Here is a 23,054-nt window from a genome sequence, read left to right as displayed (position 1 = left end):
CGCTCTGGTGTGGCGCCTTTTGGTTCGCTGCAAAAATCGTCTGTTTGGTCAGCTTTAATGCTTTTAGCAAGAGCTGCGCCAAGCTGTTCAAAAAGCCAATAAAACGCCTTCGGCTGCACTTGATGCAGTCGAATCCAGAGGTTTTTTGAGCACATTGGCCGCAGACAGTAGGCCCGGATAAGTTGGCCTTGCAGTCAGCTTTTACATTCGCTGTTTTTTTTTGAGTCGATTCGAGCGGGCGCGGAGAATACTGGCTCCCAGGCCTTGGCTCAAGTGCGCTGTAACAGAGCGCGTGGGGCGAGAATGGGGCGCAGCTTGTGGCCGGCCCCGGGTGAATGGCGTGCATGTGGGTGTTTCCTGTGCGTTATTGTTTTTGTTGTTGTTTGATAACGGGCGGAATCAATGCGTGTGGGCGACGGCGGGGCGCTCAGCACCGCCGAGGATGTTGAAGAGTATGTTCAGCGACAACGCGCTGAGGGTAGCCATGGCGATGCCACTGTGAGTGATGGGGCTCATCCACAGCGGCAGTTGCGCGAAGAACTCGGGGCGCACCACCGGGATCAGGCCCATGCCAATGCTCACCGCCACCAACAACTGGTTGCGGCGGTCGGCGATATCCGCTTCCTGCAGGATCTTGATGCCCGTGGCGGCGACCATGCCGAACATGGCAATCGCCGCCCCGCCCAACACCGCTGGCGGAATCGATGCCACCAGGAACGCCGCTTTGGGCAACAGGCTGAGCACAATCAGAAAGGCACCGGCCATGATCGTCACCGAGCGGCAGCGTACGCCGGTCATCTGCACCAGGCCGATGTTTTGTGCGAAGGAGGAGTGGGTAAAGGTGTTGAAGAAACCCGCGAAGAACGACGCGCCAGCATCACACAATAAGCCGCGCCGCAGCATTTTCGGGGTGACTTCCTGGCCGGTGATTTTGCCCAGGGCGAGGAACATACCGGTGGACTCGACAAAGATGATCACCACCACCAGGCACATCGACAGGATCGGTGCCAACTCGAATTTGGGCATGCCGAAGTGCAGCGGCGTGACCACTTGCACCCAGGGCGCCTGGGCGAGGCCGCTGAGGTCGACCATGCCTAGCGTGCCGCACAGGCCGTAGCCGAGGGCCATGCCGATCAGCACCGAAATATTTACCCAGAAGCCACGCATAAAGCGGTTGATCAACAGGATGGTGCCCAGCACCAGCGCGGCAATCGCCAGGTAAACCGGCGAGCCAAAGGTCGCGGCAGCACTGCCGCCACCGGCCCAGTTTACGGCCACCGGGAACAGTGACAGGCCAATCGCGGTGATCACGGTGCCGGTGACCAATGGCGGAAAAAAGCGCACGACTTTGGACATGAATGGCGCAATCAGCATGCCGAAAAAGCCGGCGGCGATGGTCGCGCCGAAGATGCCCTGCAAGCCGATACCGGGCATGCCGGCCATGGCGACCATGCTGCCGACGGCGGCAAAACTGGCGCCCATCATTACCGGCATGCGGATGCCCACCGGGCCGATGCCGAACGACTGCACCATGGTGGCGATGCCCGCTACCAGCAGGTCGGCGTTGATGAGAAAGGCGATTTCTTCACGGCTCAGGCCCGCGGCCTGGCCAATAATCAGGGGCACGGCGACGGCGCCGCCGTACATCAGCAAGACGTGTTGCAGGCCTACCAGAATCAGTTGCAAGAGGGGCAGCCGCACCATGGCGGGCGCGGCAGGAATCTGCGGTTCGGCTAACTCGGTCATGCAACACCTCGGATCTTTTTTATTGTTGTGTCGTTCGGCATTCAATTGCCGGGTGGAACTCAATCTTCAGAGCAAAGCTGATCTCACCTGTGGGCGCTGGCCTGTGTGGGAGCAGGCAAGCCAGCTCCCACACAAGCCCTTCCCACATTTGATCTGGAGCGGTCAGTTAGTTGGTACGAGCTCCTTGATTGATCCAGGTGCCGATCAAATCCCGCTCCTGCTGGGTCATCTGGGTGATGTTGCCCAGCGGCATGATCTGGCTGGCCACGGCCTGCGCTTGAATGCGCGCCGCCTGCTGCTGGATCTGCGCCGGGGTATCGAACATCACGCCGGCCGGGGCGGTGCTGAACAGCGGGCTGGTCGGCTTGGCCGAATGGCACACGGCGCAACGTTCCTGGATCACGCCGTGCACCTTGTCGAAGTCAATCGAGGCCTGGGCGGGCGCAGCGGCAGGTGCAGCAGCAGGCTCAGCCGGCGCGGCGGGTTTCAAACCACCGCCCAACGCGGTTTCCGGCAATGGCTGGTACTCGATCGCCGCAGGTGCCTTGGCCACTTCGGTGACGGGCTTGGGACCGGTCACATAGGCCAGGCTGATCATTGCCAACGCGCCAACTGGCAGCGTCCACGCGTATTTCTGGCTGTTGTGACGGGTGTTGAAGTAGTGACGCACCAACACCGCTGCCACGGCGATGCCTGCGAGGATCAGCCAGTTGTATTGGCTGCCGTAGGTGCTCGGGAAGTGGTTGCTGATCATGATGAACAGCACCGGCAAGGTGAAGTAGTTGTTGTGACGTGAACGCAGCAAACCCTTGGCCGGCAGTGCCGGATCCGGCGTGCGGTTCTCCGCGATCGCCGCCACCAATGCGCGCTGGGCGGGCATGATGATGCGGAACACGTTGCCAACCATGATCGTGCCGATCACCGCACCCACGTGCAGGTAAGCGCCACGGCCGCTGAACACTTTGCTGAAGCCGTAGGCCGCCGCAATCAACAGCACAAACAGGATGAAACCGAGCAGGGCAGGGCGCTTGCCCAGGGCCGAGTCGCAGAGGAAGGAGTAGATAAACCAGCCGGCGAACAGTGAGCCGATGCCCAGTAATACGCCTTCGGTGCCGCTGAGCGTGCTGCCGGGGGCGAGCAGGTACAGCGTGGGGTTGAGGTAGAACACCACGCACAGCAGCGCGACGCCCGACATCCAGGTGAAATAGGCTTCCCATTTGAACCAGTGCAGGTTGTCCGGCATGGTCGGCGGGGCCAGTTTGTATTTTTCCAGGTGGTAGATACCGCCACCGTGAATCGCCCACAAGTCACCGGCCAGGCCGCTCTTGGGGTTGACGCGGTTGAGGTTGTTTTCCAGCCAGACGAAATAGAAGGAAGCGCCGATCCACGCGACGCCAGTGATCATGTGAACCCAGCGTACGCTCAGGTTCAGCCATTCCAACAGATGTGCTTCCACAGTCTCTACCTCTCGCCTGTCACCCTTGTTGTCGGGTGATCAGACCTTCTCTTATTGGTGGGGGGCGAGGATCAACCGCTCATCCTCTTTGAAAAAATGCTCATCGCAGTTATTGCCTGTGCCACTGCGATCAACCACCAGGAAGTCATCCCGCTTTTCGATCGTCAGCACCGGATGGTGCCAAACGCCGCGATGGTAATTAATGCCCTGCCTGCCGTTGGTAACGAAGGCGCGGACCAAGCCCGATACAGGTTCATCGCCAAGTGGCGCGACCACGATCAGAAAGGGGTTGCCGAGCAGCGGGATGAAGGCCTGGCTGCCCAGCGGGTGTCGCTCCAGCATGCACACGGTCAGCGGCATGTCCTGCGCGTCGGCGCGGAAGATGCTGATGATGGCGTTGTCTTCCGGCGTGGCGGTTTGCACCGTCGCCAGTTTATGAAAACGCATGGTCGACCCGTTATTGATCATGAAGTGATCGCTGCCATCGGTTTCGATAACGTCTCCGAAAGGGGCGAAGGCTTCTTTGGTCAGGGGTTCGATCATCAGTGTGCGCATGGCTGTCTCTTATCCGGATTCTGTGTTGTTTGATCTATCGTCATCGCGGGCAAGCCCGCTCCCACACTTGGAATGCAGTCCCCTGTGGGAGCTGGCTTGCCTGCGATGGCCTCACCGCTTATTTAGCGACTTTGCCCAGCACACGCAGGCGACTCACACCCCCATCCGGGAACACATTCAGGCGGATGTGAGTGATCGGCCCCAGCGCCTTGATCTGCTCGGCAAAGCTGTGTTCAGCGTGCATTTCCAGTTTCTGCGCCGGCAGCAGTTCGCGCCAGAACAACGATTGGGTTTCGATCTGGCTGTCGGTGCCGCCCTTCACGAATGCGCCCTGAATGGAGCAGGTGTCCGGGTAGTTGCCCTTGAAGTGCAGGGTGTCGACGATCACTTGCTCGACTTCACCGGCATGCCCCAGTGCCACGATCACCCAGTCATTGCCCGGCGTGCGACGACGTGCGGTTTCCCAACCATCGCCCATGTTGATGCCACGGCCCGGATTGAGGATGTTGCTCATGCGCCCGAAGTGTTCATCGGAGCACGCCAGCGCACGGCCACCGTTGAGCGCCGAGGCCAGGTCGACTTGCTCGTTGTCGCCGATCGAGGACCAGTCGCGGAACGGCACGCCGTACACGCGCAGACGGGCCACGCCGCCATCCGGGTAGATGTTGAAACGCAGGTGGCTGTACGCCTGGTCGTTGCTGATCTCGTGGTAATGGTGGCTGTTGCCTTGCAGCTCGACGGCCGACAGCACTTCCACCCACTGGGTGTTTTCATCAGGATCGCCCGAGGCCAGGAAGCAGGCTTCCAGCGAGGCCGACGGCGGGAAGTTGCCGGTGAAGAATGAAGTGTCGATGTCCACGCCCTTGATCGAGCCCGGCACGCCCAGGCGGATCACCGCGCTGTCGTAGCCTTCGAAGCGCTTGCGGCGCGACTCCCAGCCGTCCATCCACTTGCCGTTGTCATCGAAAACGCCCTCCTTCCACACGGCCGGGGTCGGCTGGAACAGGCGGTTGGCGTCGGCGAACCAGTCATCGGTCACCGAAAGGATCTTGGTGCCCAGACGCGCGTCGGCCAGGTTGACGAACTTCTCGAAAGGTACGGCGTAAGCTTTCATTCTTCTTGTCTGCCTTGAAGTAAGTGGCTTGGGATGCTCGCCAGGCCCTGGGCGTCATGAGCGCTCGGGCCAGGGTTGCTATAGGGTCAGTAATCGGAACAACGCAATTTTGTTGATCTCGGCCAGCGCGCATTTGAACTCGGTATCTGCCGAATGGTGAATGCGCGTTTCGAACGCGGCCAGGATCTGATGCCGGTTGCTGCCTTTTACCGCCATGATGAAGGGAAACTTGAACGTGGCCTTGTAGGCATCGTTCAGCTCGGTGAAGCGAGAAAATTCCTCGCTCGAGCATTGGTGAATCCCCGCGCCAGCTTGCTCATCGGTGCTGGCTTGGGTGAGTTGGCCCTGGACGGCAGCTTTACCGGCCAGGTCCGGGTGAGCGTTGATCAGAGCCAGTTGGCTGGCATGATCAGCGCTCAACAGGATGTCGCTCATGCGCTGGTGCAGGGTTTCGATCTCGTCGATCGAAACGTCCTGGCCCAGGTCGAAGGCCTTTTCGGCCACCCATGGCGAATGTTCGTAGATGTCGGCGAAGGCTGCGACGAATTCATCGCGGCTCAGGGTCGAAGGCTTCAGGGTCTGGAACGCAGTCATTTCGCCGCTCCCGTGGACGGGTGGGTTTGATGCCAGTGACGGGCAATGTCGACGCGGCGAGTGAACCACACCTGTTCGTGACTTTTGGCGTATTCGATAAAACGTTTCAAGGCGGCGAGGCGCGCAGGGCGGCCGATCAGGCGGCAATGCAAACCGATGGAGAGCATTTTCGGCGCTTCGGCGCCTTCGGCATACAGCACGTCAAACGCGTCTTTGAGGTACTCGAAAAAGTCATCACCCTTGTTGAAACCCTGCACCTGGGTGAAGCGCATGTCGTTGGTGTCCAGGGTGTAAGGGATCACCAGGTGCGGCTTGCCGGTGGGGTTGTTCGGCTCCCAGTACGGCAGGTCATCGTCGTAGGTGTCGCAGTCGTAGAGAAAGCCGCCTTCCTCCATCACCAGCCGACGGGTGTTCGGGCCAGTGCGCCCGGTGTACCAGCCCAGCGGGCGCTCGCCAGTCAGCTCGGTAAGGATGCGGATGGCTTCGAGCATGTGCTCGCGCTCCTGGGCCTCATCCATGTACTGGTAGTCGATCCAGCGGTAGCCGTGGCTGCAGATCTCATGGCCGGCCTCGACCATCGCGCGGATCACGTCCGGGTGGCGCTGGGCGGCCATGGCCACGGCGAAGACGGTCAGCGGAATGTCGAATTCCTTGAACAACTTGAGGATGCGCCACACGCCGGCACGGCTGCCGTATTCGTACAGCGACTCCATACTCATGTTGCGTGCGCCTTGCAGCGGCTGGGCCGAGACCATTTCCGAGAGGAAGGCTTCGGACTCTTTATCGCCGTGCAAAATGTTGCGCTCGCCGCCTTCTTCGTAGTTGAGTACGAAAGACAGCGCAATGCGCGCCTTGCCCGGCCAGTGGGGGTGAGGAGGGTTACTGCCGTAACCGATCAGGTCGCGTGGGTAGTCAGCGCTCACTGCAGTCTTCCTTCTTGTTCGTGATCATTCATGTGGCGGCCGGGGGTGAAATGCCTGGGTGGCGTCACAGCGATGAGTGATTGTATACAACTTATCGTCAACTTTGTAAGCCTGCATTTCTGCATTTTTTCCGCGGATCACTGTGTATAGGGTCTAGCAAGAAACTTGCCTGACTGGTCAGCTAATGGATAAAAGGTCGTTTGAAAGCAAGGATTACTCGTCAATTGACCTCTCGATCAATGCCTGCGGATGGATCCACAACTTTGTGATTTTTATTGTGTACAATTTTTTTAAAAAGTGTCTTAATCAGCCATCGCCGGCTTTTTTGATGCCCTGAAAAAGTGCGGACTTCTTCTCTACTGACTTCGGGAGGCGCGTAGACGCCATGGGACGTTTGACCACACACGTTTTGGACGCCGCACACGGCTGCCCTGGCAGCGCAATCAAGGTGGAGCTGTACCGCGTCGAAGGCACGCTGCTTGAGCTGGTCGCCAGCGCCGTGACCAACAGTGACGGCCGCTGCGACGCGCCTTTGTTGCAAGGCGATGATTACCGCAGCGGTGTGTACCAAGTGCAATTCAGCGCCGGCGACTACTACCGCGCCCGTGGTGTGCAATTGCCGGAGCCTGCTTTTCTCGACGTGGTGGTACTGCGCTTCGGCATCAGTGCTGAACAGGATCATTACCATGTGCCGCTACTGATTTCGCCTTACAGCTACTCCACTTATCGCGGTAGCTAGCGTCACCTCGCTTCACACCCCCAAAGCTCTTCGTTGGTTTTTTGCCCGCCCACACTGCGGGCTTTTTTTTGCCTGCGGTGGGCTTAACTATCTAGCGTCTTTCGAACATCCTTGGTGCTTAGGCTGGCAGTTTTCCTCATTGAGAAGAAAACACCATGAGCCTTTCCCCCGATACCGAAGACGCAGAGGCCTCTGCCCAAGCCGCGTCCGAGGAGATTCGCAACCAACTGCGATGGCGAATCAACGCGTGCACCCACCCCAGCCGTTTGATCAATCAGATCGCCATTGCAGACCTGCGGTGCACAGAGTCGACACAGGCGCTTGCCCACTTGATCGGGCGCTCGCCCAAGGTGTTGAGCGTGATCCGCGCCGAGCTGCGCAAAGCATTCGAGATTGACCCTGACTGCCTGTTGTTTACCGAGCCCAAACCCCCAGCTGCGCCGCAGAGAGTCGACACGTTGACTGATCGGGCATTGTTGTTGCTGGTCCGTGCTTCAGTAGAAATCAACCTCAATCACTTCACCGCCCTGAGCGTAAGAGGGGAGCCGGGCCGTCGATTGCCGTATTCCCCACTGGAAGCATCGCAACGGATCATCGCACTGAGGTTGCTGGAACGTTTGGCCCATGCGCACACCGCCTACTGGCACACGCTTGCTCAAGGTTCGTGGCTGACCCGTCGGGAGCGCTGGGTGGAGTTGCACACGCAGTTGTTTGCTGACCGAGCGTTTATGGCGCGGCAACTGGATGAGCTATCGAGTGCGGCAATGATCATGGTCCAGGCCTTGATCGACGCGCCGACCGCCGACGCACGACAGTGCGCAGGTGAAGAGTGGGCCAGCGTGCAGGTGGGCGAGTTGATGTGGCCAGGATCGTCCGCAGTGGCGATCCCTGGCGCATTGCATCTCTATCGTAAGGACGATCCCGGCGATGTGCCTCAGGTGATTTATCTTCCGGGGGTGGTGCGCAATTTTTACGAATACCCGACCTTCGCCGCCCTTCAATGCGGCCTGCTGGAACTGGGCAGAGTGCGTTTCCACGACCTCTGGCAGTGTTTGCCGTTGGATCGGCGCAATGCGCTGTGCCGGCCCGATGACCTGTCCCAGGCTTCCAGCTTTACTCGTGGCCAAACGGTAACGAGGGATGCGTTGGCACACAGTGCCGATGCATTGCTGAGTGGGCAATGGAGCAACGAGCTGGCGTGCGCCATGAAAGTCAATCACGCGCACGTATATTCCAGAGAGCGGCCTCGGCCTGAACCACTGAGAGCGGTGCCTTTTCTAGCGTACGTGGAGGGCGCCAGGCAGCAATTGGTTGGCGGCGCTCGGCTCGGTCTCATTCGTGATCATTTACTGAAGTGGGACCATCAGCGACGTCGTGCGGAAATTGTTCTTGCCAGCATGACGCCTGGTTTGGCCCTGCTCACGCTGGAGCATCAGGTCAAACGTTACGAAAAAGGTCTGGCTGCGTTGTTGGACGCCGATGAACCCAGCGTACTGACGCCGGCGTACAGAGAGATTCTGTCGCTGATAAGTCAATTGGAGGTTCACGCACAGGCGCTGAAGACGCTGATGAACGTTGCGCCGCAAGAGCTGTTCAACCTGGACTTTTGGGCCGAGCGCGCAGGCGGTTCGGGGACTCCCAGGCGGGTTTCTTCGTTTTTGACCGCCCAGGCCGAGGCCTTGCGCTGCGAAGTTCAACTGCAACACCGGCTGAAGCTGCTCAGTACGGCGCATCGGGACCTGATGATCGAAGTGATTGAGCAGCCTTTGGCATCCAGGCGCCCGGGCAGTGAAACCCGTGTGCTGTCAATTGCGGTTGGCAGTGAGCCAGACGCTTTTTACCCGCTCCATAACGTGTGGGTGGTGACGACGGCAGCGGCGCTGAGAGTTCCCACCCGCCAGCGACCTGTGGTTTTGTACATCTTCGGGTTGGATGGCGGGGTGCTGGCGTTTTCCGGTGTGCAAACGCTTATCCAAGGCATCAAGGCGAGTCTAGGCAGCCGGGATGATTCCGTGCTGTGGGGCTGTGTCGAGCGCGATAAACGTCGCGATTTACGTGCACATGCGGCACGTGAAACGCTGGGCGTGCGCTACGTTGATATCGAGGGCAAGCCTGCACTGGTCACTCTGCGCAAACTACTCGGGACTTACCATCGCCTGCACCAGTGCCCCGAAGATATCACGCGTATTTTCAGTGAGGTGAGAGGGGCCGAGGTCAGCCGCGCGCTGCTGATGGCCGAGCTGGAAAACAAACTGAACGTTCCCGTGAACAGTGCCTTGAGCCAAGCTCAGGCCAATATCGACCTGCTGTGCAAGTTCGCATCTGAAGCCAAAAAACTGCCTGCGTGGTTGGCAAGTGCAACGCGTGCCGAGCGAAAAAAGTTCAGGCGTTCACAACGTCGTTACCTGAGCAGTGCCTTTGCTTTTGTAAACCGGCTGGAACAGCGCCTCCCCGACCTGGGGACATTCGCCCGACGAGCCCTCATCGCACGTTTGAGCCAGGATGGTATGACCCCGTTGCCGGATGTCGATCAACCTCTGATTGAGATGCCCGATGATGTTAGCGGCAGCTTCTGTGTGGGGAGCGAATGCTCAGTGGGCGATCGCAAACAGATATTGACCCCAACCCAGGAGCGTACGACCTTCAGTCTGCTGCAGTTGGCGCTGCACAATCTCGACCCGCAAGCGCCCTGGACGCAGTGGCGACTCAATCGGGCGCGTTATCTGCAGCCCGATTTGAAACAGCGGCTGAATGCCGCTTACTTGATCCCGATGGTGTCCTCGCTGGATATCGGAGGCAGGTACGACACATTGATCAACACGTTTTTCTATCCCCCAGCGAGCAGCAAACACCTGCCCGGCGACGTACGTATCCCTGAGCTGTTGAATCGCACGTTGAAAGAAGGCTTCAAACATCATCTTTTCTGCGCGATTCGCGAGGGGTTGACCGCGCAGGCGCAAAGCATATTCAGCACCGCGATGGCGGCGCGCACTGCGCAAGACCTGTTGAAAAATCAGCATCACTTGCAACTGCATGTAGTGCATCTGGTGGGGCACACGATGCAGCATGACCGTTACATCGCAGGGTTAGTGGTCGTGCAAGACAAGCGCAGCGAGCGTTGTGTGGTCTATTGGCCCAAAGCTCCCGATGTGCGGGTCCTCAAGGAATACGGCAGCCTGGAGCAGGCCCATAAGGCGCTGAATCAGATCGGTGCACTGACGCAGAACGCCAAGGCGCTGGCCCGTCAGATCGCACCCGGTTGGGCATTCGAAGCCATGGCCTATGCCCCGAATAAAGTTGCTGAACTCAACCGGCTAGTGACCATTTTTGATGTGCTTGCGGGCTCGGCCATGGTCAAGGGAGTCTGGCTGGGAGTCGAGTTCATTCGCTCATTCAGCATCAAGCATCTGGAACCGACGGTGCTGCTCGGTGAGTTGGAAAAAATAGTGCTTGAGCAAATTGCCAGCGCTCCGTCGGACTGGCTGGCAATTGTCGTCACGCCCCACAGCAATGCCAGGGCGTTGCTTTACCGCGCCAGCGTGTTTGACCTGCAACGCCGAACTCAAGAGGCCAGTCGCTCCGGCAAGGAGTTGGAGAAGTATCGAAACCGCCGCCTGGGCGAGCAGGAAGAAACCCGCATACGCCGCGTGGTGGCTTTTTTTTCGCAGTTTTTCTTTCCGATATTGGGATTGTTTATTGACGTCTATGAAGTGCTGCTTTTGGCGCGGCAGTACCACCGTTACGGCCGCACCCGTGACGCGCTGGATTTGGGTTTCATGAGCGCATTTTTGGCGATCGACCTCTTACTGAATTTTCTGCCCGGGCCTGGGAAAATCGGAAAACGTCTGGCGCGGATCGCGCGCCCCGTAACGCAGGCCGCTTTGGGGCGGATACACCGTTTGCGCATGGCTGCGCAGGGCCGGCCACCTCGCTTGGTGCCACCTGCTGTAAATCAACTCAAGGCCTTGGAGCATTTCAAGATCAAGGGTGTGCCCGAAGGCGCCGTGGCGTTGAGGGGGCCGGGTGAGCAAGGTATCTACGTGAAGAATGGCGAGCGGTTTGTGGCGGATGAGACGCACATCTACCCGGTGTACAAACGCAGCAACGAGCAACCGTTTCGCCTGAAGAACCGACAGGCGCCGGGCCAGGATGAACTGATCCTGGACATTCACCAGTCCCGGGAGTGGTTACTGGGGGCGGATGCACCTCAGCCCATCGCGGGGACGAGTACGCGCGTGCTGGACCCCTTTTCAACGCCAGTGACACCGTCTGATTGGTGGCCGCCTCTTTTACGTACAGATACGCAAAATAGAATCCTTCAATCTTCCTCGATCACTAACGATTGGTTGAGTTGGCGTATGCAACATCCGATGACGCTGCCATCAAGCTCCCTGGCGCCTGAAGTGTTTCAGTTTTCACCGGGTGCTCATGGCGTTCCCTACCTTGCCCTCAGGGTGGCTCCCCCGGGTGTAGGACCAGGTGATCCGTTGAGCGGCTATTACCGATTGCTCCCCCCGGGTAATCACGCGCCTTTGAACCATATTGTGTTTATCACGCGGGACATGCCGCGGGCACCTTTCGCCGATGTCGAAATCATTCGCTGGACGGACACGGCGCGAGGCACGCAGCCTCTTCCCGCATCGCGTCATTCAGGGATCAATGATTGGGTGGTCCACGCGCCACTGTTTGATCGGCCGCTGACGGACTATGTCGGTGAGGCTTTTCCCGGCATGACGGAAAAAAGCCGAGCGTCCACCGTTACAAGGATGATTGAGTTGTCAGGCCCGGTCGGTCCGGCCACAGCGACCCATCTGCTCAGTATTCGGGCGACGATCGACGATTGGTTACCCCCTTATCCTGCGAAGGCTGGGCAGACCGATGATTTGCTGAGGATGTTGCGCCTTAACGAGAGGCTCACCGCCAATATCTATATCGGTTACGACGGAAGGACTGGCTTTACCCGTGTCGACTTCAAGGCGCCCGCCATGGACCCCTCGCTGTGGCTCAGCGGCCGTGAGGTAAAGGCGGCGAGAGAGACTGCGCAGCGCGGTGCCGTCGAGCAGGTCTTGAAAAGTCAGGGCTTTGACGTGCACAAAGTGAATGTGAGTCGGGGTGGTCTCACGAAATTTGATTTGGTAGCCATTCATCCTCTAGCCAATTCAAATGTGTACTACGTCGTACTCCAGTGGGTCAGGACCGCGTCATTTGCGCTGGACGAGAAGCTTACGGATGCCTGGATTCTATCGACATTGAGGCGAAGCACCGGTTCGCCTCCGTCGGAGGAAGTGCGTAGCGCCATGCGAGAACAACGCCTGATTCGGATTGTGGCAGGCATTCAGTGGCCAGCTTCGGGTGCGGACGGCCCAAGCGTTTACTTTGTCAAAGTAAGCCCGACCTGGCCTTGATCAGCGAAACCACACCGGCGCCCCCGAACAGCCCGGCACTGATGCGATTGAACCAGCTCTGCCCCTTGCCGCTGCGCAAATAGCGCGCAGCGCCGTGGGCGCTCAGGCCGTAGGCCAGCTTGCAGAGCAGGTCGAGCGTGGCCCAGGTGGCGATCATGATCAGTAGCTGTGGCAGAAACGGCTGGTCGCCATTGAGAAACTGCGGCAGGAAGGCAGCAAAAAACAGAATGTCTTTGGGGTTGCTGGCGCCCAGTACGAAGGCACGGCCAAACATCGTGCGAAAGCGTGGCGTGGTCGCCAATTGCGGGACTTCAGCGCCGTGCGCCGGCTGCCGCGATTGCTGCCAGCTTTGCCAGGCGAGATAGAACAAGTACGCGGCGCCGACAATTTTTAAGGCGCTGAACAACTGCTCGGAAGCCAGCAGCAGTGCGCCCAAGCCGAGGGCCGAGGCGCTGAGCAGGCATATCGAGGCAAACACGCCACCGAGAAACGCTGGATACGAACGGCGTAGCCCGTAGTTGAGACTGTTGCTGATCATCAACAAGGACAGGGGCCCCGGTATCAGAATCACCACCAATGCTGCGCCGCTGAACAGTAGCCAGGTTTCCAGGTTCATTCGTTACTCCCTATAAAAATATGAATTTGGCGATAAAAATCGCGCACAACACCCACAGGCTCACGGAGATCTCACGGTACTTGCCGGTGCCGGCCTTGAGCGCCACATAAGTGATAAAGCCCAAGGCGATACCGTCGGCGACCGAAAACGTCAGCGGCATCATGATCGCGGTGACGATCGCCGGAATGCTGTCGGTGGCTTCATCCCAGTTGATATGGGCCATGCTCGCCATCATCAGCATCGCGACATAAATCAGCGCCCCCGCCGTGGCGTACGCCGGGATCATCCCTGCCAGAGGCGCAAAAAACATCGCCGCCACAAACAGCATGCCCACGGTTACAGCGGTGAGCCCGGTGCGACCACCGGCGGCCACGCCCGCAGCACTTTCTACGTAGCTGGTCACCGGCGGCACACCGACCATGGCGCCGAACACGCTGGAAGCACTGTCAGCCTTCAAGGCGCGGGACAGGTTATCGATCTTGCCATCGGCATTGACCAGGCCGGCCCGTTGCGCGACGCCCATCAGTGTACCTGCGGTATCGAACATGTGTACAAAAAGAAAGGCAAAAACGACGCTGATCATGCTGACATTGAATACACCCTTCACGTCCATGGCCATCCAGGTCGGTGCCAGGCTTGGTGGGGTGGAGAGAATGCCGTTGTAGTGCACTAGGCCCAGGCCCCAGCCGGCGAGGGTCACGGCGATGATGCTGATCAGGATCGCGCCGAACACGCGGTGGTAGCTGAGAATGGCGATCAGCAGGAAGCACACCGCGGCCAGCAGCGGCGCGGGCTCATGCAGGGAGCCGAGCTTGATCAGCGTGGCCGGGCTGTCGACGATGATGCCGGCGGTCTTAAGGCCGATCACCCCGAGAAACAAGCCAACGCCCGCGCCCATGGCGTGGCGCAGGCTCACCGGGATGCTGTTGAGCAGCCACTCGCGCACCCGCGACAGGGTCAGGCCCATGAACAGCACGCCGGAAATAAACACCGCACCCAGCGCGGTTTCCCAGGTGTAGCCCATGGTGCCGACCACGGTGTAAGTGAAAAACGCGTTCAGGCCCATGCCTGGCGCCAGGCCCACCGGCCAGTTGGCGTACAGGCCCATCAGCAGGCAACCGAGTGCCGCCGCGATGCAGGTGGCGACGAACGCCGCGCCGTGATCAATGCCGGCGTCGGCCATGATGTTCGGGTTGACGAAGATGATGTAGGCCATGGTGATGAAGGTTGTGAGGCCGGCGATCAGCTCGGTCTTCACTGTGGTGCCATGCAAACTGAGTTTGAACAGGCGTTCCAGCCAATTATTGTTCGGCCGGGCGATTTCAAGCGTAGGGGCTTCGGATTTGCGGCTTTCCACAGCGAGTACTCCTCAAGAGTTTTATTGTTATTTCCAGCGCCGGTCACAGGTGTGGGCAACAGCGCTTTGAGGTACTGGCGGGTTTTGTTGACCAATAGGTCAGGAACTCGCACGCAGTGGATTATGCTTTTGTATACAAATAAAGCAAATAATGTTTTCGATTTAGTGGGCGGCAAGAGATGAAAGGCTAATGCAGGAGGCTTTTGTGGCGAGCGGGCTTGCCCCGCGTTGGGGCGCGAAGCGGCCCTGATCCAGGCACTCCATTCTTTCAGTAAAAACTCGGTGGCAGGTTTTGGGGCCGCTTCGCAGCCCAACGCGGGGCAAGCCCGCTCACCACAGCAAGCCCGCTCGCCACAACAAGCCCTTTTGCCATAGCAGGCCCTTGCCACAACAGCGAGCATTGCAACAATCACGGATTGGCGAGTGCCTGATTCACCGCCAGCCATCCCGCCACGGCCTCTTCCCCGGCGTCTGCGAAGGCGCGCTGTAACAATTTCACCTGTTCACGGCGCAGTGACTGCTCGAAACGCAGGCCTTCGTCGCTCAGTTCCAACAGGCGTTTGCGCTTGTCGGTCTCGGACGCGACGCTGTTGACCAAGTGCATTTCCTGCAATTGGCGCAACGGCATATTCAGCGCTTGCTTGCTCACGCCGAGCAGTTCCAGCAGCTCTTTCACGCTCAGGGTGGGGTAGCGCGCGATAAAAAACACGATGCGCTGGTGCACACGGCTCAGGCCCCGGCGCTCGAGCATTTCGTCGGCCTTGGCAGTGAATGCCTGGTAGCCGAAGAAGAACGCTTCCATGGCTTCTTGCTGATGGGCTGGGTTTTTAAGGTCAAGCATATTGACGTATCCACTGAAGTCGTCGTAATTTCGGTCAACCAGTTTGACGTATTTCCCACAGGCTTCGCTACCGGTGACCTTATGGCCTTCTCTGAACGTGTTACGCGCCTCAAAAGCTCTTTGATCCGTGAAATCCTCGCGGCGGCCCAGCGCCCGGAAATGATGTCGTTCGCCGGTGGCCTGCCCGCCGAAGCCATGTTGCCCGCGCTGAACTGGGACGGCATGCCGCTGAACATCGGGCAATACGGCATGAGCGAGGGCGAACCGCAGTTGCGTGAATTGCTTGCCGCCGAAGCGCGGGCATTAGGTGTGCCGTGCGAGGCCAGCCAGGTGCTGGTGGTCAGCGGCTCGCAGCAAACCCTCGACCTGGCGGCCAAGCTGTATATCGACAAAGGCACGCAAATTTTGCTGGAAGGCCCGACCTACCTGGCGGCGTTACAGATTTTCCAGCTGTTTGGTGCCGACTGCCTCACCGTGCAGCTGGAAGCCGACGGCCCGAACCTGGCCGCGCTGCGCGCCAGCCTTGAACGCCATCATCCCGCGTTCATCTACCTGATCCCGACCTTCCAGAACCCGTCGGCTGTGCGCTACAGCGAGGCCAAGCGCGCAGCAGTCGCCGCCTTGCTCGACGAGTTCGGCGTGACGTTGATCGAAGACGAACCCTACCGCGAGCTGACCTTCGACGGCGGCAGCGCGCAGCCGATTGCCGGGCGCCTGAAAAAAGCCAGCTGGATCTACACCGGCACGGTCTCCAAAACCCTGTTGCCGGGCCTGCGCGTCGGCTACCTGATCGCCAGCCCCGATCTGTTCCCGCACTTGCTCAAGCTCAAGCAATCGGCCGACCTGCACACCAACCGAGTGGGCCAATGGCAAGCCATGCAGTGGATCGGCACCGACACGTATCAGAAGCATCTGGTGGAACTGCGCAGTTTCTACCGCGAGCGCCGCGACGCGTTTCAGTCAGCGCTGGAGCGTCATTTTGCGGATCTGGCCGACTGGCAAACCCCGCAGGGCGGATTATTCTTCTGGCTGACCTTGAAACAGCCGCTCGACACCCGCACCTTGTTGGCACCCGCGCTCGACCAGAACGTCGCGTTCATGCCCGGTGAACCGTTCTTTTCCGAGCCGGACCGGCACCTGGGTTCGTTGCGGCTCAATTTCAGTCACATCGACCCGGCCCGTTTGGACGAAGGTCTCAAACGCCTGGCCGCGGTGGTCCGTCAAGCACAGCTCGCGCAAGCGGCATAAGGGGAGCCTCATGTACAAGGTTTATGGCGATTACAAGTCGGGCAACTGCTACAAGGTCAAATTGATGCTCAACCTGTTGGGCATCCCGTATCAATGGATCGATGTCGACATCCTCAATGGCGACACCCAGACCGCCGAGTTCCTGGCCAAGAACCCCAACGGCAAGATCCCGGTACTGGAACTGGAAGACGGCACCTGCTTGTGGGAGTCCAATGCGATTCTCAACTTCCTCGCCGACGGCAGCGAGTTCTTGCCGAGCGAACCGCGCCTGCGCACCCAAGTGCTGCAATGGCAGTTTTTCGAGCAGTACAGCCACGAGCCGTACATCGCCGTGGCGCGGTTTATCCAGTTTTACCTGAACATGCCCGAAGATCGCCTGGAGGAATACAAAACCACCCACAAGCGCGGTTACAAGGCGCTGAAGGTGATGGAGAAGCAGCTGCAAGCCACGCCGTACCTGGTGGGTGAGCAGTATTCGATTGCGGATATTGCGTTGTATGCCTACACGCATGTGGCGCATGAGGGTGGGTTTGATCTGGCGCCGTATCCGGCTGTGCAGGCGTGGCTGGCGCGAGTGGCCAGCCATCCGAAGCATGTACCGATGCTGGACTGATAACTCGGTTCAAAAATGTGGGAGCGGGCTTGCTCGCGAAAGCGGTGTGTCAGTATCAGATGTGGTGACTGGCACACCGCTTTCGCGAGCAAGCCCGCTCCCACATTTTAGCTCGGTGTTGTGTCAGATAGTTCCTCACTGAGCATATCGAAACAGCGCTGCGCCGCGGGGCTCAAGCCGACCACACTACGACTGATCAACCCGATCTCGCGGTTGACCCCGGGATGATCAATGGTGATCCGCACCAACCCCTCCAAACTGTCCGCCGCCGACTCCGGCAGCACACTGATCCCCAGCCCCTGGCGCACCAACGCCAGCACCGTCGACATGTAGTTCGCCTCCATGCCCGCGTTCATCGTCAGCCGTGTCTCATCAAACAACGCATCCACCTGCTCACGCACACTGCTGTCGCGCCCGGTGAGGATGATCGGCTGGTCGGCCAGTTGTTCCAGGGTCAACTGACGATGACGGGTGAGGGGATGGTCCTGCGGCACGAAGGCGCACAGCCGGTCATTCAGCACCGGCACAAATTCCAGGCCGTGGCTTAACCGCGCGCGCACGCCGATGCCGAAATCCACTTCACCCGAACGCACCTGGGCATGAATACGGTGGGCAACGAGATCATGCAGGCGCACTTCGATCCCGGCAAAGCGTTCGCGAAACAGGCGCAAGGCCGGGGGCAGGGCGCCGGCACACACCGAAGGCAGCGCGGCGATAGTGACAACCCCCCGGCGCAACGCGGCAAGGTCGCGGGACCCGGTGACGATGTTGTCCAGGTCCAGCAGCAGTTTTTCCATCGGGCCGCGCGCGTCCTGGCCGGCGGCGGTGATGCTGACGTGGCGCGGGCTGCGGTCGAGCAGGGCGACACCGAGCCAGTCTTCCAGTTGCTGCACCTGCACGGTGAGCGCCGAGGGTGACAGATGCAATTCGTTGGCGGCCTTTGTGAAGCTGCCGGTACGGGCCACCGCAAGGAACGCCTGAATGTGTTGGATACTGTTCTTCATTTTGTTTTTCCGAACGTGATCGGCTGAATATTCCAATTTACAAAGACTACCCCGCTTCCAATACTCCAGGGAAAACAATAACCGGCCACAAAGGCCGCTCTGGAGTAACCCATGCTCGCTACCCTGGGTGTCATCACCATCCTGTGCCTGCTCGCTGCCGTCATGAGCAAACGCCTGTCGCCGCTGGTGGCCCTGATTGCATTGCCGATCATTGCCGCATTGCTTGGCGGTTTCGGCCTGCAAACCAGTGCCTTCATCATTACCGGTATCAAGAACGTCGCCCCCGTGGTGGGCATGTTTGTGTTCGCGATCCTGTTTTTCGGGATCATGACCGACGCCGGCATGCTCGACCCGATCATCGACCGCATCCTGCGCACCGTTGGCACGCGTCCTACACGGATTGTCGTCGGCACCGCGACCCTGGCGCTGCTGGTGCACCTGGACGGTTCCGGTGCGGTGACCTTCCTGGTGACGGTGCCGGCGATGTTGCCGCTGTATACGCGGCTGGGCATCGATAAACGCATTCTCGCCTGTGTGTGCGCCATGGCCGCCGGGGTCAACTTCCTGCCGTGGACCGGCCCGGTGCTGCGTTCATCGGCGGCGTTGCATGTGCCCGTGGCGGATTTGTTCCAGCCGCTGATCCCGGTGCAGATCGTCGGCCTGGCCTTTGTATTCGCCTGCGCCTGGTGGCTGGGCCATCGCGAAGAAAAACGCCTGGGCCTCGGCGCCGGTTCCACTGTGGATGCGGTGCCGCAACGCGTGCTCAGCGACGATGACCTGGCGCTGCGTCGCCCCCGGTTGTTCTGGATCAACCTGCTGCTCACCGTAGTGGTCATGGTGGTGATGATCGCCGGCTGGGTCGACCCGGTGGTGATGTTCATGCTCGGCACCGTGGTGGCGTTGTGCATCAACTACCCGAACGTCGACGCCCAGCGCGCACGCATCGATGCCCACGCAAAAACTGCCCTCACCATGGCCAGCATCCTGCTCGCCGCCGGGGTGTTCACCGGCATCATGCAAGGCACCGGCATGCTCAAGGCCATGGCCGAAGTGGCGGTGGCGCAGATTCCTGCCGGGCACGGCAAGCTGATCACGGCGGTGGTGGGCTTTATTTCCATGCCGCTGAGCCTGCTGTTTGACCCCGATTCCTACTATTTCGGCGTAATGCCGGTGATTGCCGAAGTCGGCAAGGCGCTGGGCGTCGACCCGCTGCAAGTGGCCCAGGCCTCCTTGCTGGGCGTGCACACCACCGGCTTCCCGGTCAGCCCGCTGACCCCCGCGACCTTCCTGTTGGTGGGCCTGTGCAAGGTCGAACTGGCCGACCACCAGCGCTTCACCATCCCTTTTCTATTCGCCGCGTCGGTGTTGATGACCCTGACCGCGTTGCTCCTGGGAGTGTTTTGAGATGAAAACCTTGCGCATCGGTTCCGGCGCCGGCTATTCCGGCGACCGTATCGAACCTGCCGTGGAATTGGCCGAGCAGGGCGATTTGGATTACCTGGTATTCGAATGCCTGGCCGAACGCACCATCGCCCTGGCGCAACAGGCGCGTATCAGTGATCCGCAGGGCGGTTATGACCCATTGCTGAGTGAGCGTATGCAGCGGGTGTTGCCGTTTGTTGGCGTGCACGCTGGCCGTCGTCGTTTGCGGGTGATCACCAATATGGGCGCGGCCAATCCGGTGTCGGCGGCCATTGAGGTGCGCCGGATAGCGGCTGAATTGGGTTTGAATCTGAAGGTCGTGGCCGTGGTGGGTGATGACGTGTTGGCGGTGCTGCAACCCGAGCAGGTGCTGGATAACGGCCAAACCCTGGCCTCCCTGGGCGACCGGCTGATTTCCGCGAATGCCTACCTGGGCGTCGACGGGATTCTAGAGGCCCTGCACGCTGACGCCGATGTGGTGATCACCGGGCGCGTGGCTGACCCGTCGCTGTTTCTGGCGCCGCAAATGTTTGAATTCGGCTGGGCGGCGGACGATTGGCAGCGCCTGGGGCGCGGCACGCTGGTGGGGCATTTGCTCGAGTGCGCGGGGCAGGTCAGTGGTGGTTATTTTGCCGATCCGGGGTTCAAGGATGTGGATGACCTGGCGCGGCTGGGTTTTCCACTGGCCGAGATCAATGCTGATGGCGAGGCCTTGATTACCAAGGTATTGGGCTCGGGCGGGCGGGTCAGCCGCGCCACGTGCACCGAACAGTTGATCTACGAAGTGCATGACCCGGCGGCGTATCTCACGCCGGACGTGACGGCAGACTTTTCCCACGTGGGGTTTGTGGAGGAGGGCGTTGATCGCGTTCGCGCTGGCGGTGCAGACGGCCGTGCACGACCCGAGCAGTTGAAGGTCAGCGTCGGATTTTTGGACGGTTGGATCGGCGAGGGGCAAATGTCCTACGGCGGCCCTGGCGCTGTCGCACGGGCACGGTTGGCGCGGGACGTCGTCCTCAAACGCCTGGAATTGATGGGTGTGAAGATGCAGGACGTGCGTGCGGAGTTGATCGGCATGGATTCGCTGCATGGCCCGCGCAGCAGTGTTGAACCGTGGGAAGTGCGCTTGCGCGTGGCGGCGCGTTGTGAAGAACGCAGCGAGGCGGTGCGGGTCGGTAATGAGGTGGAAACCCTCTATACCAATGGTCCGTCGGGCGGCGGCGGTGCCAGCAAAAGCGTGCGTCAGGTGGTGGCGGTGGCGTCGTTGCTGCTGCCGCGTGGTTCTGTCAACCCGAGGATCGAAGCATGAAACTGCACACACTGGCCCATTCCCGCACCGGGGATAAGGGCGATACGTCAAACATTTCGATCATTGCCTATCGCACTGAGGATTATCCGCTGTTGTGTGAGCAGCTCACGGCGGAGCGCGTGGCCGAGTTTTTCAGCGGCTTGCTGGACCCCGGCGCGGCACCGGTGCGGCGTTATGAGTTGCCGAATGTGCAGGCGCTGAACTTCGTGCTGCCGGGGATCTTGCGTGGCGGAGTGACGCGTTCACTGGCGCTGGATGCCCACGGCAAGTGCCTGGGTTCGGCGTTACTGGATCTGGAACTGGAAATACAAAACTGAATGTGGGAGCTGGCTTGCCTGCGATAGCGGTGGGCCAGCTTGCATTTCTGCAACTGATACACCGCCATCGCAGGCAAGCCAGCTCCCACAGGGGTTCACCAGCGTCTGTCAGACCGCTGCAAACCGCTTGTCCAGGTAGTCAATGATCACCTTGGAGCCATACATCCAGGTGGTCTGGCCATTCTCTTCAATGCGCAGGCACGGCACTTTGATCTTGCCGCCTTGCTCCAGCAGGGTCTGGCGGTCCTGCGCGTTGTTCTTCGCGTCCTTCAGCGCCACCGGCACATTCAGGCGGTGCAGGGTGCGGCGGGTCTTCACGCAGAACGGGCAAGCGTGGAACTGATACAGGGTCAGTTCCTTTGCCGCGGCATTCACCTGGGCTTGCTGCTCGGCAGGGCGCTGTTTTTTGCGCGGACGGGTCAGGAAGTCGCCCGCGATGATGACGTGGCCGAGGCCCACTCGAAGTGCTTTGACGAACATGCTGAAACCTCTTGCCCGATACAGAAGGGGCCGCAGCTTACCTGATTTTTGCAGGCGAAAAAAAACCGGCGATGAACGCCGGCTTTTTCCTACGAGGCCTGTTTACTTGATCAGGCTCAAGAACTCGCTACGGGTGGCCGCATTTTCGCGGAACTCACCCAGCATCACCGAAGTGATCATCGACGAATTCTGTTTTTCCACACCGCGCATCATCATGCACATGTGCTTGGCCTCAATCACCACCGCAACGCCCAGGGCGCCGGTCACTTGCTGGACCGCGTCGGCGATCTGGCGGCTGAGGTTTTCCTGGATCTGCAGGCGGCGCGCGTACATATCAACGATACGGGCGACCTTGGACAGGCCCAGCACTTTGCCGCTCGGGATATACGCGACGTGAGCCTTGCCGATAAACGGCAGCAGGTGGTGTTCGCACAACGAGTACAACTCGATGTCCTTGACCAGCACCATTTCGCTGTTATCAGAGCTAAACAAAGCACCATTGGTGACTTCTTCGAGCGTCTGTTCATAACCGCGGCAAAGGTACTGCATCGCCTTGGCGGCACGCTTTGGCGTGTCGAGCAGGCCCTCGCGGGAGACATCCTCGCCGAGCTGGCCGAGGATCGCGGTGTAATTCTGTTCCAGGGACATGAAACTACCTGTGGGATTTTCGCAAAGCGCAAGGTTACGGTGGCGGGCACATCGCTGCAAGCCTGACGATGGCACTTGTTACTCGTCGCGGCCTTCCATCATGGTGCGCTTGAGCATCACATACACCGCACCCGCGCCGCCGTGGCGGGCCTGGCATGAGGTAAAGCCGAGCACCTGAGCGTGCTGGCGCAGCCAGGTATTGACGTGACTTTTGATCATCGGGCGCTTGCCATCGAGCCGCACGGCCTTGCCGTGGGTGACGCGCACGCAGCGGATTTCGAATTTTGTGGCTTCGGCGAGGAAGGCCCAGAGGGTTTCGCGGGCTTTTTCCACGTTCATGCCGTGCAAGTCCAGGCTGCCTTCGAACGGGATCTGGCCGATCTTGAGCTTGCGCATCTGGCTTTCCTGCACGCCATCGCGGGCCCACATCAGCTCGTCTTCGGGGCCGACGTCGATCACGAACTGGTCCGACAGGCCATCTACGGTGGTGGCATCGGTGCGCACGGTCGCGGCCTGGCGCAACTTGGCGATCTGCGCCCGGTCAGCCTTGGGTTTGCCGGTGTCGGCGCGGTCGTGCTTGATCGGCTTGACGCCGCGCAGCTCGTTTTTGAACAGGGAAAAATCGTCGTCTTGCATGTCAGCCTCCGCGAAGGGCGGGCAGTTTACC

Annotated in this window: 20 protein-coding genes; 7 read left to right on the top strand and 13 right to left on the bottom strand. The window is 59.9% G+C overall.

What is annotated here, in order from left to right:
- Window positions 1-399: 399 nt before the first annotated feature.
- The 6 genes from BFW87_RS02030 to puuE form a co-directional block, all read right to left on the bottom strand.
- Entirely contained in the window at window positions 400-1,746 is a 1,347-nt protein-coding gene (locus BFW87_RS02030; RefSeq protein WP_078738327.1) for a nucleobase:cation symporter-2 family protein, read from the bottom strand.
- Between the two features lie 166 nt (window positions 1,747-1,912).
- Window positions 1,913-3,202: a urate hydroxylase PuuD gene (locus BFW87_RS02025; protein WP_078738326.1), complete on the bottom strand. Its 1,290-nt coding sequence runs from the start codon at window positions 3,200-3,202 to the stop codon at window positions 1,913-1,915.
- Between the two features lie 51 nt (window positions 3,203-3,253).
- Window positions 3,254-3,757: an ureidoglycolate lyase gene (locus tag BFW87_RS02020; protein WP_017479983.1), complete on the bottom strand. Its 504-nt coding sequence runs from the start codon at window positions 3,755-3,757 to the stop codon at window positions 3,254-3,256.
- A 118-nt stretch (window positions 3,758-3,875) separates the two neighbouring features.
- Window positions 3,876-4,871: an allantoicase gene (alc, locus tag BFW87_RS02015; RefSeq protein ID WP_078738325.1), complete on the bottom strand. Its 996-nt coding sequence runs from the start codon at window positions 4,869-4,871 to the stop codon at window positions 3,876-3,878.
- Between the two features lie 78 nt (window positions 4,872-4,949).
- A complete protein-coding gene (uraD, locus tag BFW87_RS02010) occupies window positions 4,950-5,465 on the bottom strand; it encodes a 2-oxo-4-hydroxy-4-carboxy-5-ureidoimidazoline decarboxylase (RefSeq protein WP_078738324.1) in 516 nt (171 codons plus the stop codon).
- On the bottom strand, window positions 5,462-6,388 hold the full coding sequence (gene puuE, locus BFW87_RS02005) for an allantoinase PuuE (protein ID WP_078738323.1): 927 nt from the start codon (window positions 6,386-6,388) through the stop codon (window positions 5,462-5,464). Before puuE ends, uraD begins: the two co-directional genes overlap by 4 nt.
- Before the next feature lie 385 nt (window positions 6,389-6,773).
- Here puuE and uraH point away from each other — a divergent pair, with 385 nt between their 5' ends.
- Together uraH and BFW87_RS01990 are read left to right on the top strand one after the other, a co-directional pair.
- Entirely contained in the window at window positions 6,774-7,127 is a 354-nt protein-coding gene (gene uraH, locus BFW87_RS01995) for a hydroxyisourate hydrolase (protein WP_078738322.1), read from the top strand.
- A 155-nt stretch (window positions 7,128-7,282) separates the two neighbouring features.
- Window positions 7,283-12,532, top strand: a complete 5,250-nt coding sequence (locus tag BFW87_RS01990) for a dermonecrotic toxin domain-containing protein (protein WP_078738321.1) — start codon at window positions 7,283-7,285, stop codon at window positions 12,530-12,532.
- Here the strand turns inward: BFW87_RS01990 and BFW87_RS01985 are convergent.
- From BFW87_RS01985 to BFW87_RS01970, 3 genes are all read right to left on the bottom strand, one after another.
- The gene (locus BFW87_RS01985) at window positions 12,507-13,148 is read right to left on the bottom strand and encodes a LysE family translocator (RefSeq protein WP_078738320.1); all 642 of its coding nucleotides are present in this window, start codon (window positions 13,146-13,148) and stop codon (window positions 12,507-12,509) included. The genes BFW87_RS01990 and BFW87_RS01985 overlap by 26 nt on opposite strands.
- 10 nt (window positions 13,149-13,158) lie before the next feature.
- The gene (locus tag BFW87_RS01980; RefSeq protein WP_078738319.1) at window positions 13,159-14,505 is read right to left on the bottom strand and encodes an NCS2 family permease; all 1,347 of its coding nucleotides are present in this window, start codon (window positions 14,503-14,505) and stop codon (window positions 13,159-13,161) included.
- Between the two features lie 409 nt (window positions 14,506-14,914).
- Window positions 14,915-15,346 (bottom strand): MarR family winged helix-turn-helix transcriptional regulator, encoded by a 432-nt coding sequence (locus tag BFW87_RS01970; protein WP_078738317.1) that lies wholly within the window; start codon window positions 15,344-15,346, stop codon window positions 14,915-14,917.
- Window positions 15,347-15,427: 81 nt separating this feature from the next.
- On the opposite strand from BFW87_RS01970, the gene BFW87_RS01965 reads away from it, so the two are divergent.
- Together BFW87_RS01965 and BFW87_RS01960 are read left to right on the top strand one after the other, a co-directional pair.
- Entirely contained in the window at window positions 15,428-16,594 is a 1,167-nt protein-coding gene (locus BFW87_RS01965; protein ID WP_078738334.1) for a PLP-dependent aminotransferase family protein, read from the top strand.
- A gap of 10 nt (window positions 16,595-16,604) precedes the next feature.
- A complete protein-coding gene (locus BFW87_RS01960) occupies window positions 16,605-17,207 on the top strand; it encodes a glutathione S-transferase family protein (RefSeq protein ID WP_078738316.1) in 603 nt (200 codons plus the stop codon).
- 107 nt (window positions 17,208-17,314) lie between these two features.
- Here the strand turns inward: BFW87_RS01960 and BFW87_RS01955 are convergent, their stop codons facing one another.
- The gene (locus BFW87_RS01955) at window positions 17,315-18,211 is read right to left on the bottom strand and encodes a LysR family transcriptional regulator (protein ID WP_078738315.1); all 897 of its coding nucleotides are present in this window, start codon (window positions 18,209-18,211) and stop codon (window positions 17,315-17,317) included.
- A 111-nt stretch (window positions 18,212-18,322) separates the two neighbouring features.
- Here BFW87_RS01955 and BFW87_RS01950 point away from each other — a divergent pair, with 111 nt between their 5' ends.
- Genes BFW87_RS01950 through BFW87_RS01940 form a run of 3 tightly spaced genes read left to right on the top strand, consistent with a single transcriptional unit; the run spans window position 18,323 to window position 21,259 of the window.
- Complete coding sequence (locus BFW87_RS01950) at window positions 18,323-19,615, top strand: CitMHS family transporter (RefSeq protein WP_078738314.1); 1,293 nt, start codon at window positions 18,323-18,325, stop codon at window positions 19,613-19,615.
- 1 nt (window position 19,616) lies between these two features.
- Window positions 19,617-20,942, top strand: coding sequence for an acyclic terpene utilization AtuA family protein (locus BFW87_RS01945; RefSeq protein ID WP_078738313.1), 1,326 nt, complete (start codon window positions 19,617-19,619; stop codon window positions 20,940-20,942).
- The gene (locus BFW87_RS01940) at window positions 20,939-21,259 is read left to right on the top strand and encodes an AtuA-related protein (protein ID WP_078738312.1); all 321 of its coding nucleotides are present in this window, start codon (window positions 20,939-20,941) and stop codon (window positions 21,257-21,259) included. Before BFW87_RS01945 ends, BFW87_RS01940 begins: the two co-directional genes overlap by 4 nt.
- Before the next feature lie 108 nt (window positions 21,260-21,367).
- Here the strand turns inward: BFW87_RS01940 and BFW87_RS01935 are convergent, their stop codons facing one another.
- From BFW87_RS01935 to BFW87_RS01925, 3 genes are all read right to left on the bottom strand, one after another.
- A complete protein-coding gene (locus BFW87_RS01935; RefSeq protein ID WP_078738311.1) occupies window positions 21,368-21,739 on the bottom strand; it encodes a glutathione S-transferase N-terminal domain-containing protein in 372 nt (123 codons plus the stop codon).
- Window positions 21,740-21,841: 102 nt separating this feature from the next.
- Entirely contained in the window at window positions 21,842-22,387 is a 546-nt protein-coding gene (folE, locus tag BFW87_RS01930; protein ID WP_003204506.1) for a GTP cyclohydrolase I FolE, read from the bottom strand.
- Window positions 22,388-22,465: 78 nt separating this feature from the next.
- Window positions 22,466-23,023, bottom strand: a complete 558-nt coding sequence (locus tag BFW87_RS01925; RefSeq protein WP_017137833.1) for a Smr/MutS family protein — start codon at window positions 23,021-23,023, stop codon at window positions 22,466-22,468.
- Window positions 23,024-23,054 lie beyond the last annotated feature (31 nt).

The sequence above is a fragment of the Pseudomonas fluorescens genome (assembly GCF_002022275.1).
Classification (GTDB): domain Bacteria; phylum Pseudomonadota; class Gammaproteobacteria; order Pseudomonadales; family Pseudomonadaceae; genus Aquipseudomonas; species Aquipseudomonas fluorescens_AJ.
The sequence above is the reverse complement of the archived record's forward strand: the minus strand, read 5'-3'. Positions and strand labels throughout refer to the sequence as shown.